Source organism: candidate division WOR-3 bacterium (assembly GCA_016867815.1).
Taxonomy (GTDB): domain Bacteria; phylum Hydrothermota; class Tepidihabitantia; order Tepidihabitantales; family Tepidihabitantaceae; genus UBA2258.
In genome coordinates, this window is record VGIR01000007.1 from 17,210 (window position 1) to 32,245 (window position 15,036).

Annotated in this window: 13 protein-coding genes; 7 read left to right on the forward strand and 6 right to left on the reverse strand. The window is 62.6% G+C overall.

What is annotated here, in order from left to right:
* Positions 1-69: 69 nt before the first annotated feature.
* Positions 70-519: a hypothetical protein gene (locus FJY68_02075; GenBank protein MBM3330623.1), complete on the reverse strand. Its 450-nt coding sequence runs from the start codon at positions 517-519 to the stop codon at positions 70-72.
* Between the two features lie 88 nt (positions 520-607).
* Here FJY68_02075 and FJY68_02080 point away from each other — a divergent pair, with 88 nt between their 5' ends.
* The 7 genes from FJY68_02080 (at position 608) to FJY68_02110 (ending at position 8,951) form a co-directional block, all read left to right on the forward strand.
* Complete coding sequence (locus FJY68_02080) at positions 608-1,579, forward strand: hypothetical protein (GenBank protein MBM3330624.1); 972 nt, start codon at positions 608-610, stop codon at positions 1,577-1,579.
* Positions 1,576-2,661 (forward strand): hypothetical protein, encoded by a 1,086-nt coding sequence (locus FJY68_02085; GenBank protein MBM3330625.1) that lies wholly within the window; start codon positions 1,576-1,578, stop codon positions 2,659-2,661. The genes FJY68_02080 and FJY68_02085 overlap by 4 nt, the downstream gene beginning before the upstream one ends.
* Before the next feature lie 70 nt (positions 2,662-2,731).
* Positions 2,732-3,697 (forward strand): histone deacetylase, encoded by a 966-nt coding sequence (locus FJY68_02090; GenBank protein MBM3330626.1) that lies wholly within the window; start codon positions 2,732-2,734, stop codon positions 3,695-3,697.
* Positions 3,698-3,729: 32 nt separating this feature from the next.
* Positions 3,730-4,833 (forward strand): glycosyltransferase family 4 protein, encoded by a 1,104-nt coding sequence (locus tag FJY68_02095; protein ID MBM3330627.1) that lies wholly within the window; start codon positions 3,730-3,732, stop codon positions 4,831-4,833.
* Complete coding sequence (locus tag FJY68_02100; GenBank protein MBM3330628.1) at positions 4,830-6,227, forward strand: hypothetical protein; 1,398 nt, start codon at positions 4,830-4,832, stop codon at positions 6,225-6,227. The genes FJY68_02095 and FJY68_02100 overlap by 4 nt, the downstream gene beginning before the upstream one ends.
* A complete protein-coding gene (locus FJY68_02105) occupies positions 6,224-7,783 on the forward strand; it encodes a hypothetical protein (protein ID MBM3330629.1) in 1,560 nt (519 codons plus the stop codon). The genes FJY68_02100 and FJY68_02105 overlap by 4 nt, the downstream gene beginning before the upstream one ends.
* Before the next feature lie 136 nt (positions 7,784-7,919).
* Complete coding sequence (locus FJY68_02110) at positions 7,920-8,951, forward strand: glycosyltransferase family 4 protein (protein ID MBM3330630.1); 1,032 nt, start codon at positions 7,920-7,922, stop codon at positions 8,949-8,951.
* Between the two features lie 154 nt (positions 8,952-9,105).
* Here the strand turns inward: FJY68_02110 and FJY68_02115 are convergent, their stop codons facing one another.
* The 5 genes from FJY68_02115 to FJY68_02135 all read right to left on the reverse strand — a co-directional run bounded on the left by FJY68_02115 (position 9,106) and on the right by FJY68_02135 (position 14,605).
* Complete coding sequence (locus tag FJY68_02115) at positions 9,106-9,468, reverse strand: hypothetical protein (GenBank protein MBM3330631.1); 363 nt, start codon at positions 9,466-9,468, stop codon at positions 9,106-9,108.
* A 33-nt stretch (positions 9,469-9,501) separates the two neighbouring features.
* Entirely contained in the window at positions 9,502-9,921 is a 420-nt protein-coding gene (locus FJY68_02120) for a hypothetical protein (protein ID MBM3330632.1), read from the reverse strand.
* 154 nt (positions 9,922-10,075) lie between these two features.
* The gene (locus FJY68_02125; protein MBM3330633.1) at positions 10,076-10,327 is read right to left on the reverse strand and encodes a hypothetical protein; all 252 of its coding nucleotides are present in this window, start codon (positions 10,325-10,327) and stop codon (positions 10,076-10,078) included.
* A 400-nt stretch (positions 10,328-10,727) separates the two neighbouring features.
* A complete protein-coding gene (locus FJY68_02130; GenBank protein MBM3330634.1) occupies positions 10,728-12,002 on the reverse strand; it encodes an IS256 family transposase in 1,275 nt (424 codons plus the stop codon).
* A 200-nt stretch (positions 12,003-12,202) separates the two neighbouring features.
* Positions 12,203-14,605 (reverse strand): YncE family protein, encoded by a 2,403-nt coding sequence (locus FJY68_02135; GenBank protein MBM3330635.1) that lies wholly within the window; start codon positions 14,603-14,605, stop codon positions 12,203-12,205.
* Positions 14,606-15,036: the final 431 nt, after the last annotated feature.

A 15,036-nucleotide genomic window follows, 5' to 3' on the forward strand; every position in this document is an offset into this window, starting at 1 on the left:
CGGCAATCGTAACCGACACCGACCGGGAAGTCAAGCTGCAGGCTGACGGTACGGGGGAGATGCTATCGCCTACTCGAGCGGCACGGCCTGTACGTAGGCGTGCTCCGGATGCAATGACGGCAGCGAGTAGACAAGCTGAACCTGCCATCCGGCGATCTCATCCTGAACAGCGGCGCGCGAGAAGTAGCGCAGGATGAGTCGGTGATTGGTGGAATCGTGACCTGCATACATGAACTGAAACTCAAGCGGGGATTTGACGGAGATGCGGTCCCGCACCAAACGGCGCAAGACTTGTTCGTGGGATTCCGCATCGGCACGTAGACTGTTGGCCTTGACCGCAAGCGGATGATCCGATCTGAGCATCTGCAGAGACCCGGGATAGCGTCCGCTGTCCACGGGCGGTCCATCTGCAACCGTGAACCGCGTCACCGACTGAGAAGCTCCGACCACACCGCACCGAAGCGAGCGGTGACATCCCCCAAGGAGCAGGAACGCCAGGAAGAGCGCGCAGTGACGCATGGTCTAGTGTAGGTGCAGGGCCGTCCGTGTCAATGGTAGGTTCGGCCGCCCGGTTTGATTCCGTTGTCGGGTTCTCTATCATCTCTGCTTGGCCAAGAGAATTGGTATCTGCCGCGCTCTGCACGCGTATCACCACTTTGCCTTCTGGCGAACGTTCCTCACCGAGCTGGGCTGGGAGGTGGTGCTTTCGCCGGTGACCAGCCGGCCGGCGGTCGAGCAGGGAGTACGTTTGTCGCCTTCCGAACTCTGTCTGCCTGCCAAAGCGTTCCTCGGCCATGTTGCGGAGCTCAAGGACCAGGTCGATGCACTCTTCTTGCCGAGGATCGTCTGCACCCGGGTCGCCAACGACTGGTTCTTTGGCTGTCCCAAGGCTATCGCGCTCCCCGATCTGACCCGGGCCGTGTTTGACTCGCTGCCCGTGATTGTCGAGCCGGTTCTGGACGCACAGAAGGTGACCGAGGAGCAGGCCTATGGTGCCGCGGTGTCGCGCACGAACAACAGGGCCGACGTTCGCAGCGCCTGCAGGAGTGCAGCGGCCGCGGCCGCCACGGCAAACCAAAGGACGCGAGGCGACAAGTCGCCTCTGCATATGTTCTCGGAACACAGCAACAGGTATGACGGACCGGAGGCCGAAGCTGGGAGAGCGGTGGTCAGGATCGGGGTCGTGGGCCATTCCTACCTGCTGTTCGACTCCGGCATTGGCCTCGGCGTACTGGACAAGGTTCGCGAGGCCGGGGCACTGCCAGTGGTGGTCTTTCCCTCCGATGCCGAAGTCAGGCAGGAGTCCCAACGCGAGACAGCCATCAATTGGTACTACGAGCTCGAGCTGCTCGCTGCCGCACGCCGTTTGCTGGAGGTCGAGAGAGTCGACGGCCTGTTGCTAGTGGCGAGTTTCGCCTGCGGAACCGGCGCAGTGACGAACGGGTTGATTCAGCGCCAGGCGGTGCACCGTCACGGCGTACCGACGATACTGGTGTTGTTGGACGAGCATACCGGCGAGGCCGGGCTGACTACCCGGGTCGAGTCTTTCGTCGACCTGCTGCGGTTGAGAAGACGATGAGGGTTGCCTTCCCCTACATGGGCACGGCCCCGATAGCCCTGCAGGGACTGCTGCAGGTGCTGGGAGCCGATGTGGTGTTGCCGCCCAAGCCGACCCGGGAGACGGTCGAACTTGGCGCCCGGCTGGCACCGGAGATGATGTGTATTCCCTTCAAGCTCACCCTCGGCAACATGGTCCGCAGCCTCGAGGCGGGCGCCGATGTCCTTGCCTATGTGACCGGGTCCTGGTCGTGTCGTTTCGGCTACTACGGCCGACTCCAGGCTCAGATTCTGCGCGATGAGGGATACCGGTTCCGACTGCTGGAGTTGCGCCACGACCGGATTCCCGACATCGTCAGAGAAATCTGCGCGCTGAATGGGGGCCGGCTGTCGTCGGCGGTGGTCAACAGCTTGCGCGCTTTCCGGGTCGGGTGGTTGAAGTCCACTGCTGTTGACGAGGTCGAAAGTCGTTTCCGGCAGGTCATGCCGGATGCGAAGGAACCGGGCAAGTGCCGTGAGTTGCAGGACCGGATGCTGGAAGAAGTCCGGGCGGCACGCAACACAGAGGAGATGGTCCGCGTCCGCACCTCGGCCGGTTGCAGGTTCGCGGCCCTGGGGAGAAACGGCAGGACGCGGGTCCCGAGAGTCAAGTTGGTGGGTGAGAGTTTCTGCGTCGTCGAACCATTCATCAACTTCGACGTCATCTCCCGGATGGGAGAGATGGGCGTGCAGGTCGAGCCCTTCCTGACCTCGCACCGCTGGCTGGGATTTCACGGGTTCCGCATCGGCAAGGGAGAGGTCCAGCAGATGCGCGTCCTGAGCGAACCTTACTGGCGATACTGTGTCGGGGGAGAGGATCAGAACTCGGTTGGCCAACTGCTGCTGGCCGCTCAGCAGGGCTATGACGGCGTCATACACGTACACCCGTTCGGATGCATGCCCGGTACCGTGGTTCAGCCGACCATGACCAAGGCCGCGCGCGACGTCGGTATCGCCTACCTGCCGCTGTCACTGGACGAACACTCCAGCGAGACCGGAATCCTGACGCGGCTCGAGGCCTTCGCTTCGCTGCTTGAGAAACGGCACCGTCGCCATGCGGTTTGACAGCCGATGCGGACAATCTATAATTCAGCGCCTCGATTTCGAGGCACGAACGTGAACCGAAAGGACCCCGATGAGATTCGTCTACTCTGATCGCTACAAGCTGGACCTGGGCGCCCACGTCTTCCAGACCGAGAGATACGGCATGGTTCGGGAGAACCTGTTGACGACCAACCAGGCCGTCCCCGACGACTTCGTTGAGCCGCCGGAGCCGGATCTCGCGGACGTCCAACTGGTGCACACGAAGGAGTACCTCGATGATCTACTGAACCTGCGCTGGAGTCCGCGGACGGTCCACTCCGAGATGCCTCTGACCGCCGAGGTGGTTCACGGCTTCATGTTGTTCGCTGCCGGCACCGTCGCCGCCTGCCGGATCGCGCTCGAAGAGAAGGTCGCGATGCACATCGGCGGCGGCTGGCACCACGCCTTCGCCGACCACGGCGAGGGATTCTGCTACATCAACGACATCGCGGTCGGCATCCGCAAGATGCAACAGCAGAAGCTGATAGAAAGGGCCGCGGTCATCGATTGCGACCTGCACCAGGGCAATGGTACCGCCAGGATATTCCAGGGCGACCCGACCGTCTTCACCTTCTCCATTCACCAGCAGCGCCTCTACCCGGTCAAAGAGAAGTCCGACCTGGATATTGGGCTGGATGAGGAGACCGGCGACGAAGCCTACATCGCACAACTGCAGGGCGTTGTCGGGAAGATACTCGCGCAACACAAGCCCGAACTGGTCGTCTACGTGGCCGGCGCCGACCCCTACAAGTACGACCAACTGGGAGCCCTGCGGCTGACCAAGCGCGGCCTGGCCCTCCGTGACCGGCTGGTCATTGATAGCTGTTACAGGCGTGGGATACCGGTGGCGACGGTAACGTCGGGCGGTTATGCGCTTGACCCGAAGGATACCGCCGACATCCACACCAACACGGCACGGGAGAGCCTGCGCGTGCTGGGTCAGCTCAAACCGTCGGTGAAGCCGGAGGAGCCGGCCCCTCAGGCTGCGCCGCCCCAAGCAGAAGAACTGCCGTCTTGAGTCAGGTCGGAAGACCAACGCGAGTCTGTCTCATGACCACCTCGCACCCGGTCAGATACAGCCGGTTCTTTGACCGTGAGGCGGTCTCGCTAGCCCGGGCCGGCTATGATGTGAGGATCGTCGGTATCGGCTCCCGGGACGAATGGCAGTCGGAAGCAGGCGTGAAACTCGTCAGTGTGGTCCGCAGGACCAAGCGCCAGTTGATCGCCGACGTCTCCCGAGCCGCGGAACAGGAATCCTGCGACATCTACCAGTGTCTCGATCCCTGGACGCTGCGAACCGGGTTCACGCTCAAACGTCGCAGAGCCGGCAGAAAGCTCATCTACGAATCGAGCGAGTGGTTTCCCCGGATGTGGCTGGACCGCAGGGACAAACCTCTGCCGACTCGCTGGCTGGGTTGGCTGGCGGTGACGCGCTACGAATCAGCTGCCTGTCGCAGCGCCGACGCGGTAGTTGAGACCAATGCTACGCGCGCCGCGCGGTTTGCCCGGCGGGGCTGCACCCCGGTGCTGGTGCCGAACTACCCGCCGCTCGACCTGCTACCCGAACCCGCGCCGGACCGCGAGCCCTGGTTGGCGTGGACCGGGCTCGTCAGCCGGCCGCGGGGTTTCGACCGCCTGCTGCAGGCGCTGGTGCCGGTCGCCCGGCGGTTTCCGGCTGTCAGGCTGCGGGTAATCGGCGAGTTTGATCCCCGCGACGACATCCAGGCATGGGCTCGGCAGTTCACCTCCGCGCACGGCATCGAGGCCAACGTGGAGTACCTGGGATCTTTGTCCTACCAGGCGATGTTCGCGGCGCTCCGTCCCTGTCTTGCCGGACTGATTCTGTTCCAGCCGAAACGGGGAAACGACTTCACGGGCCAGCCGAACAAGCTCTTCGAGTTCATGGGTAGCGGGCTCGCCGTGATTGCGAGCGAATTCCCGGAGATCGCCCCGGCCGTGCGGGAAGCGAACTGCGGCTGGCTCGTCGACCCGCGCGCCCCGGAGGAGATCGCCGCCGCCCTGACCTCAGTTCTCTCCGACCCGGAAGCCTGTCGAGCCAGGGGAGAGGCCGGGAGGCGGGCAGTCGTCGCCCGCTATCACTGGGGCATTGCCGAGCGGGCGCTGCTCGGCCTCTACGCGAGACTGGCGGAATGAGAAGCCCGTTCCGGAACGCTAGCTACCTACTTGCCGGTGAAGCGGCGTCGCGGATTCTCGGTTTCCTGACTACTGCCGTGCTGGCTCGCCGACTCGGGTTGGATGGGTTCGGCCAGATCGGCTTTGCTGCCGCAATGATGAGCTACGGCGTTGTCTTTACTGACCTCGGGTTGATAACGGTCGGCACTCGCTCGATCGCCCGGGATCGGACGGTTGCCGCGGGTCTGGCCGGCGACCTCGCGCCGTTGCGGCTTCTCCTCGGACTGGCCGCCGCCACGGTCATGGTATTGGTCGCTTTGGTCCTGCCTCGGCCGGCAACAGTGAGGTGGCTGGTCCTGCTGTACGCCGGGGCCGTGGTTGTCCAGAGCACCATACTCGAATGGGTATTCATCGGGGCTGAGAAGACGGGCATAGTGTCGGTCTCCCGAGTGGTGACGAACTGCGCCTACTTCGGGCTGGTGGTGGTCCTGGTCGGGCATTCCCGCAACATACTCCATGTCCCGGTAGCGTTCGGAGCGGCGGCAGCGCTGGGCGGGCTGGTTCTGCTCGCTGCCTTCGTTGCGGACTTCGGGCCGCCCCGGCTGCGACTTGGCTCGACCAGATGGCGCGACCTACTCAGGACCGCCTGGCCGATCGGCGCATCCTCGCTCCTCACCCAACTGCACGTCAACCTCGGCTTGATACTGCTCGGCCTCATCGCCACCTTCCAGCAGGCGGGGATATACAGCAGCGCGTACCGGTTGGTCTTCTTTCTGATGACCCTTGACCGCGTCTTCTACACCGTCTTCTTTCCGGTCGTCTCGCGGTTCGTCAAAGACCAGCCGGGCCGGCTGGCCGAACTCATCGGCACGGCGGTCAGGATGATTCTCGCACTCAGTATCCCGTTCTGCGCCGGTGCGTTCATCCTGGCTCGGCCGATCCTGCAGACGGTCTTCACAGTCGAGTACGCTGGTGCTGTTCCGGTCCTCCGGATCCTCGTCTGGTTCCTGCCGCTCAGCATGCTCAACAGCCTTGCCGGGTCCACACTGCTGGCCGCGGGCAGCGAGCGCCAGTTCTTCAGCAGCACGGCGAAGGGTGTCGTGGCTGCGGTCGTGCTCAATCTGGTGGCGGTTCCCCTCGCCGGCGCTATGGGCGCGGCGCTCGCGATTGTGGCCGGCGAGGCATTCCTTCTCTTGCTCATGGGTAGAGGCCTGCTCCGGCTGGTCAGGCCCAGGCTGGGACTCAGGACCTTTGCGCCGCTGGCCGCGACCGCAGGCATGGCCGTCGTCGTCTACTTCCTGCGCGGCATGAACCTCTCCGCCTGCATCGGGTATGGGCTCCTGGCATACTCCGTACTGCTGATAGTCCTGCGTGCTGTCACGGCCGAGGATATCGGCCTGACGAGAAACGTATGATAACGCTCTGGAGCGAGAACCTCTGCTGGCAGGAACTCCTGAAGCAGGAGGGCATCAGCTTTGACGTTGGTACGCGCCTGGCCGGCCGGGAGGTGATAATCCTGAACGAGAAGCCGGGCGCACTCCACGCCCATCGGCTCTGGCAGCACATAGAGAGCGGTGGCAGGCTGCTTGCCGGCGGACGGAGCGCGGCCGCGGTGTGGCAGGAACTGAGGCCCACGTCCGCGCGCCTGCGCTGGATCGCGCCGGGTGGCGATTCGTCCTTGTTCCGCAACGTCGGCATCGTCGATACCGAGACGACCGGCTCGCTTCTACTGGAAGCGAACGTCGGCGTCACCGATTCCGGCCCCAAGGCAGTTCAGGCGACTCCTGCCGGAAAGGGCTATCTGGTACTGCTGCCGTTCGAAGTCACCCAGGTCCTGACCGCCGTCGCTTCCGGGGTCAAGCAGTTCCCGGCCAAAACACCGCGGTTCCCCTTCGATAAAGTGGCAAGCTGCAGCAGGGGAGAAGTGCGGCGATTGGTGGCCAACTGCCTCAGGCTGCTGCTTGAAGGCAAGGGCCTTCCCTATGTGCACCTGGCATCGGTTCCGGGCCGGTCCGGTAGCACGTTCGCGTTCCGCGTGGACACCGACTTCGGCCCGCGCCGGGACCTGGAGGCGGTAGCCCGGCTCGCCGAGCGCGTCGGCATGAAGTTCAGCTGGTTCGTGAACGTGGGCGCGCACAAAGCCCATCTCGACCTGTTCGCCGACCTCGCGCGCCAGGGCCACGACATCCAGCTCCACTGCCAGCGCCATACCGTCTACCCTGACTACAAACGCAACCTTGAGAATTTCAGACTGGGCAAAGAAGCGATGGCAGCTGCCGGCATTCCACCGGTTGGGGTCGTGGCCCCGTTCGGCGAGTGGAACCCCAACCTGAACCGCGCCTTCGAGACGCTCGGCTTCGAGTATTCCTCCGAGTTCTGCCTTGCCTACGACGACCTGCCGTTTCGACCGGTAGTCGGCGAGCGTCTCAGCCAGGTCCTGCAGGTGCCGGTTCATCCCATCTGTCTGGGCAGGCTGGTTGCAGCCCGGGCCAGCGAGAAGCAGATGGCGGCCTACTACCGTTCCGTGATTGACCTGCAGGCCGCGCGCCAGGAGCCATGCTTCCTCTATGACCATCCGGAACGAATCGCCCAGTACGGCGACCTGCTGGCCGACGTCATCGAGTACGGAAAGAAGCGCTGCGGCTCGGTGACGACCATGACCGAGTATGCGCGCTGGTGGCAGGAGCGCGAGCGCTGCAAATGGGGCGCCACCGTTTCTGGTAAGACTCTGCAACTCACTACCAGGAAAGACTATAGCAACATATCAGTGGGCGTGGAGCAGGATAAGCGTTCCGTCACTTTGCCTGCCGTTTCGAGCGAATACAACCTCTCTGAACTCAAGTGGCGACCAATGCCTGAACCCATCCCGTTCGACCCGAATGCCCTACTGGCCCGCAAGCCCAGTCTGCTGCTTCAAGCCAAGAGCCTGCATCGACAGGTGCGGAAGAACTTGCAGGGGCATCGCGGCTGAGCTATAGTCCCTCAAGGTAAAATCCGAATGACGAATCCCGAATGACGACTGAAACCCGAATGGCGGAGAAGCCCGAATTGGTCATTCGAGCTTAGAGCTTGACTCGTCATTCGCGCTTCGTGCTTCGAGCTTCATTTTGAGAGTAATCTTCGGCTCCTTCTCGGCGATAACCGTCCTCGGCGGAGGCGTAGAGGTCCAGATGCGCGCCCTCGCGCGAGAACTGGGCAGGCTCGGTATCGAGGTCGAGCTGTTCGACCCGTGGAAGCGATACGGTCTTAAGGACTACTCGTACTTCCACCTGTTCGGCTCGCACGTCGGCACCTACCATCTGGGCCGGTCCATGCACGGCCTGGGCATCAGGCTCATCGTTACGCCGGTTTTCTACTCGCGCCACAACCCGGCCCGGGTGGCGACCGCGGTAGGCATTGCCGGCAAGGTCAGACAGCGAGGCGGGTTCTGGACCGAGCATATGTTCTGCAAGGAACTCTGTGACATGGCCGAGCTGGTCCTGCCCGACACCAGGGATGAGATGGAGATGCTGGCCCGCGGGTTCGGCGTGCCGGCAAGCAAGATGCACGAGTTGCCCAATGGCGTGGAGGAGAGGTTCGCCAATGCCACCCCTGACCTGTTCGTCAAGGAGCACGGCCTGAAGGACTTCGTCCTCTACGTCGGGCACATCGGCCCGGCCCGCAAGAACGTCTTCCCCATGCTCAAGGCGGTGAAAGCCCTGGGCCTCCCAACCGTGCTCATCGGCCCGGTCTCTGAGACCGGCTATGCCAACCAGTGCATGAAGCTGGTTGCCGAGACGCCGAACATCAAGGTCATCCCCGGGCTGGCACCGGACTCGCCGGTGCTCGAGTCGGCCTACGCGGCCTGCGACACCTTTGTCCTGCCGTCCCTGTATGAAACTCCCGGCCTGGCCGCGCTCGAGGCCGGTCTGGCCGGCGCCAAGGTCTGCATCACGCGCTACGGCGGCACCCGGGAGTACTTTGACGAGCACGCGACCTACCTGGAGCCGGGCTCGGAAGAATCCATCGTCAACTCGATCAAGCAGGCGCGCGAGCGAAAGAAGGACTCCGCCCTGCGTGACCGCATCCGCGCGAACTACCTCTGGCCCAAGGCGGGGGAGATACTCGCCTCAATCTACAAGACCGCAGCCCAGACATAACCCGTCGGTTCCTCATACGGCCCTACAGAGGTTTTCCACATGCAGTTTACATAATCCATATTATCGGAAGAAGGGGTGAATAGAATGTGGACGGATGCAGGCAAAGGAAACGCCGCCCGAAGGCGGCGCTTCTCCTCGACGGCAGACGATAAGCCTAGAACTTAAACCACTTCTCGGCCAGGGGCGCAACACCCAGCGGGCACTTCCAGTACTTGCCGCCGAGCGAGTTGATGAGGCCCATAATCGCGAGCACGAGCACGATGATCGAACCCACCGGCGCGACAATGAACCACCCGAGGAACGGAATCGCTCCGCCGACCACGCCCACGGCAACTCCGTAGATGGTGAGCACGATGCCCTGCTTCACATGGAACTTGGCAAACTCGTTCTCCTTCATCGTCAGCAGCGGTATCAGCCACAGGATACCGACGTAGGACAACCAGGCAGTCCCCTTGGCCTTCTCAACCTCATCGCCACCAGCCGGCGGCGTGCTCACGGACTTCGGTGCTTCATCCATTCATGCCTCCTCGCATTGGTTCTATAAGGAACATCACAACCTGAGCCGCTCGGCGAAAACGCCGACTACGGGTATGCGCCAGTACTGACCGGTCGCGGCTTGCGCGATACCGGCAATGACAACCGCCACGTAGGCAAGAGCTACCACCAACCCGGCAGGATAGTGAATCAGCCAGGCCACGGCCCGGAAAAAGAGCCCGATCAAGAACATGCCACCCAGCATCCTGCCGAGAACCAGGTCGGTTATCCCGACACCGATGTTGAAGACCAGGACCGCGGCGAAGAGCACCAGGCTCTGGCGGCCATGGAACCGTGCGAACGGCTCCCTGGTCCCGACGAACAAAGGCAGAAAGAACAAGAGTGGCACGTACCCGAGCGCGGCCAGCAGGACCGCGTCGGAGCTCGCCCGTTCCTCAGCCGCAGGCCCGATTTCCTTCAAAGTAGCGTCTGCCAACGCCCGATTATAACGGTGCGACAACCTAAGTCAAGCAGTCGGGCAGCACTGGAGCCGAGATTGACGGCCGGCGGCGTGCCGCTCAGTGTCAGGTCAGAAGAAGCGAAAGGAGTCCGGCAGCCGGTGGCTGCAACCGGTCGCAGCGGCGAGTTGCTCAGCGGTCGCGCGGCTTGATCACCGCGAAGAGCAAGACCGAGAAGGCCATGGCCACCGCGCCCATGAACAGGCCGGCGACCATACCCAGCCCGGCGCCGCAGCGGACGAGCGAAGCGCTGCCCGGAGGCGCGGCACAGCTTCTGACCAGTTCGGGCGCTACCAGGGCTACCGCTGAACCGAACAGCCCGCCGACCACGGCGGCGAACAGCGAGGCACCGACGATGGACAGGAAACAGCGCAGTACCGACACGGATTCCTCCTTACAGGATAGCGACGAAACTGGCAGGTAAAGGTTCTTTCACTTTGATAGTTATGCGAAAGGATACTATGTCAGACGGCTCGCCCGGCGTTCTGGTTTGCTGCCATGCTCCATGCTCCTGCCTCCTCATCGTCGTGCCTCTCCCCTCTCCTCCTTGACTCGTTTCTCTCCCTCTCCTCACCGAGGAGAGGCGTTTGGAGAAACGATAGCGGGCGGGGTCCGGCAGCAGAACCCCACCCGCTTTCAGACCGAACCATCAGGTCACAGGTCAACGCCAGCGTTCGTGCAGTTCGTCCAACTTCCGGACTTCTGCCTTCTCCGCTCTGTCTTCTGACTTCTGACGTCGAGGTCCTGTCAAATGTTGTGGAAATAGCTGAGCGGTGTCTTGGGGTCATGCTGCTGCTTTCACTTGAAGGCCATTGCGGTACCTGGCACCGGCCACCACCGCCGCGACCAGTTCCGGCGCATTCAATCGGTGCCAGCGTGTCTGCTGGTCCTGCATCAGTTTGAACACGAGCCCCAAGGCCGACCAGTGCTGCATCATCCGCTTCGCCCGCTTCACCCGGCTCTTGACCGCTGAGAACGGCGACTCGACCGGATTCGTCGTCCTCAGGTGCCGCCAGTGCTCTTTGGGGAAGTCGAAGTATCCCAACAGGTCGTCCTGGTTCTCAACTAGACACCTCACTGCCGGCGGATAGGCCTTGTAGCTCTCGGCGAAGCGAGCTATGCGTGCCAGAGCCTCGGCTCTCGTCACCGCACCGTAGATGCGCTGGAGTGATTTGCGCGCCTGGCTCTGCTTCGACTTGGGCAGCTTGTCCAGGATGTTCCGCATCATGTGCACCCAGCAACGCTGCCGCCGCGTGGCCGGGAAAGCCTGGACCAGAGCACTCCAGAATCCGGCTATCCCATCCGCTACTGCCAGCCCGACCCAAGTCACACCCCGCTCTTTGAGGTCGTGTAGCACTTCCAACCATTGATCCTCACTCTCCCGCTGCCCGGCGATCAAAGTTAGAAGCTGCTTCCGACCGTCCACGTCTGCACCCATCACTACGAGCAGCGCCAGCTTCTCTTTGTTACGGCCCACCTTGATGTAGATGCCATCGGCCCAGATGTAGGCGTAGTGTGAGAAAAGCGGCCGTTTCCGCCAGGCCTCGTATTCCTCGGCCCACTTCTCCTTCAGCCGCGAGATCGTTGCCGGACTCAATGCTGCGCCGACTCCCAACAGACACTCCAGCGCTGCCTCAAAGTCACCGGTCGAGATACCGTAGAGATAGAGCTGCGGTAATGTCTCCAGCACCTTCGGACTGGTCCGCTGATAGGGCGCCAAGAGGCCGGACCTGAAGTCACCGCCGTCCTCGCTCACCCGCGGTGCCTCGACTTCGACGCTGCCGCCGCTCAGGTGTACCTGCCGTGGCTTCGCGTACCCGTTTCGATACCCCCGCAGCTTGGCTCTACCGGCACGCACATATGGCTCGCGCGCAAGAAACTCATCCCGCTCCGCCTCCAGTGTATCTTGGATCTTCTCCCGGGCTCCGGTGAGCGCAACCTTGTCCAAGAGACAGGCTGCCTCCTGCTTCATCACGCGCCGCATCCGGCGCTCCGATCGCCTCTCACGTCGCTCCTGCCTTCTTCTTACGGCTTCCTGCTCTTTCTGATAGTCTGACATCGTAGCGGTGTCTCCTCTCTCGGGCTAAAACCCGTCATAACAATCACATGGAATCGTAGACACCGCTCTCTCTTTTTCCACAACTTCTGATGATACCTCCTGCCGAACCGGACAACGGCTGCGGCCCTCGGCCAAGCCACCCAAGAGCAAGCTGCCCGCGAGAACGCGGGCAGCGATGTTACGGCGGGTTCGAGGAAGGGCTACTTGGTCAAAACAACCTTCCGCACGTCGCCCGGTCTCCCGTCTTCGGTCATCGGTCCACGGACGAAGTACACACCCGGAGCGAGTGCCCGCACGTCATTCTCTCCCGGCTTGAGGTTCCGGACCTCTCGTCCCGTGGCGTCCAACAACACGCTTGACGCCCTACGCTCAACGCCCGACGCCAGAGGCAGATGCAGGTTGCCGCGCAGAACCGTCGGGCCGGGACTCGTCGTTCGCACGTCGGCGTTCGGCATTTCCTCGACCCCCGGCGGCGCGTCCGGGTAAACCAGGATCACGTCGCCGCATCCTACGTAGATGCACCGCTGCTCCGGGTTCGATGCAATACACCCGGGGTAGGGATAGGGCAGGTGTGAATAGACGCCAACCAGACTGTCCGCCCGCGTGTCGTAGACTCTGAGAGCGCTATCATATGGAGAAGAACAGAACATGTACCTGCCGGTGTGGTCAAGGCATGTGCCATGGAGCGATACACTGGTCGCCATCCGGGCCGTGACCGTGTCGCTGGTGGCGTCAATCGCGAGAACGCTGTCATCACCCACGAACCAGTAGAGCTTCTTGGTCGTGTCCGCATATGCCAGGAAAGTGCTCTTGTATCTACCGTCGTAGTACGGCCAGTAGATTGTCGTCAGCAAGGAAAACGAATGGGAATCCCAGGCCTCTAGTCGGTCCGGGTCCCTGCGAGTAACGTACATCTTCCCACCGTCTCCAGTGTGGGCGGTCGCGCCCACGCCGCCAATCGGCGCATAGAGCGGGATGCTGTCCGTCCGGCTGTCGATGACGGCAAGGCTCTCCCCCAAGTAACAGAGCATGCGACCATCGCCCAGGTATTCGAGCCGCATGACGATATCGCTGGCTGCTATGTTCCGTACCACGGAGTCGGTGTTGCAGTCGACCACGGCGATCTGGACAGTTGAGTCATCCACGAAGCTGTAGACCTTGTTCCCGTCCGGGCACCAGCTGGGGCTGAGGTCCGGATCCCTCTTGGTGTCGATGACCTTGAGCAGGCTGTCTGTCGCCCCGTCCAGCACGCCAATGCCTTTCCGGGCGGCGAAGTAGAACTTGTTGCTGTGTCGGCTATACGTCATTTCATGGCCGTAGTAGGCTTCACCCAAGAACGACTGTTTGACCACGCTGTTGACTCGTTCGTCTACGACACCTACCCCACCGATGGTTACGCCCCAACGGCAGTACAGCCTGCTGGTCGCAGGGTTGTGGTACATTACACGCCTCCAGCCGCAGAGCGGGACGGCCGTGACCACCGACGTGGTGTCGTACCTGCAGTCAACCGGCAGCAGCACGGCCTCCTCCGAATCTCCATAGACGTACAGCATCCTGCGTCGGTCCGGGTCCGACTCGATAATCCTGCCCCACCCCGCGCATCCAACTTTGGAAACGACATCGAAGGTCTCGCAGTCGAACTCGATGAGACTGCCCCAGTTTGTGAGGCTGTACAGCCGGTCACGCACAGTGTCACAGGCAATTGCCAAGCTGTAAGCATCATCCCAAATGTAGCAGGCGCGCGTGAACGTGTCGCCCGAGCAGTCGAACTCGAGTATGCGGTCCGGGTCCGAACTCCTCATTGCGTACAGGCGGTCGGTGGCCTCGTTGCACGCCAGGCGACCCCGCCGAAAAGCCACGCCATGCATCGCGGCTATCACGGAGTCGGATTGGGTGGAGATAACGTATATGGTGTCGAGGCCCTGGTACTCCGGACCCACCGCGTACAGCTTCTGGCGGCGCTTGTTGACACACAGGCTGACCGGCCTCTTTGCCGCAGTGATGGCTGCGACCACGGAATCGGCGGAGCAGGATATCGCGAGCACACCATCGCGCGTCGCGGCGTACACCTTATTCGAAGTCGGGTCGTAGGCCATGGCAGCAAGGCTTCTTCCGACCGGGACAACTTTCAGAAGCGCGTTGCTGGCACAGCCTATGACCGAGACGGTCTTGTCGATGGTGTCGCCGCAATACAGCTTGTCGCTGCCTGAGCTGTAGCAGAGAAGCGTCGGTCGGGACCCGACGAGAATCGAGCCGACCACCTCGTTGGTCGAGCAGTCGATGACCCCGACTCGGCCCTGCGACGGATGAGAAACGTACAGCCGGTTGTGCTTGCTGACCAGCAGCGCGCCGCCGACGGGCGTGCCGGTGTTGATGCGCTTGATGCGCTGGAAGGTGTTCCCATCCACGACAATGATGTCTGACGACTCACTTGCCACGTAGATGTTGTCGGTCGAGCTGCCGAACGCCAGATGATAGCCCGGCCGCAGCGGCCCCAGCGAGTCCGGCAGCAGGATTGTATCCGGAACCGTCGGCGTCCACGCCAGACTCACCCCGACGCCCAGCGCCAGCGCACAGAGGAGGACCAGGCTTGGCTTCTTCATTTTGGCACCACGCCCTAGCTGCAAGGAGTCTAGACCTGCCGTGGCGCTCTGTCAATGGTCAATCGCGTTCGTTCTTCCCCATGCTCTTCGCCCCGCTCCGAGGTTGGCAGCAGAATCAACCATAGCCTCCACCCTCTCCCCCGCTCTTGGGCAAGTGGCGGGAACGCAGCTTCCTCCGCCCCGCCCGCCGCTCGCCCTCTCCCCTGCCATCAGGTCAAGCCGAGAGCCGCGCGCCGTAGGCCAGCGTTCGCGCTACGGCCTGGGTCTGACTGTGAGTGTTATCGGGTTGGAAGAGGCGTTGCCGTGCCGGAGGCCAAAGGATAGTCCGGAGTTCAGAGTCCAGAACCCGGAGACTGGAATTGCGGCCCGAACCCGGCCCGGCGAATCCCTGCGCGCCAGAACGCTCTCCATCACTGGACCACCGGACCCAA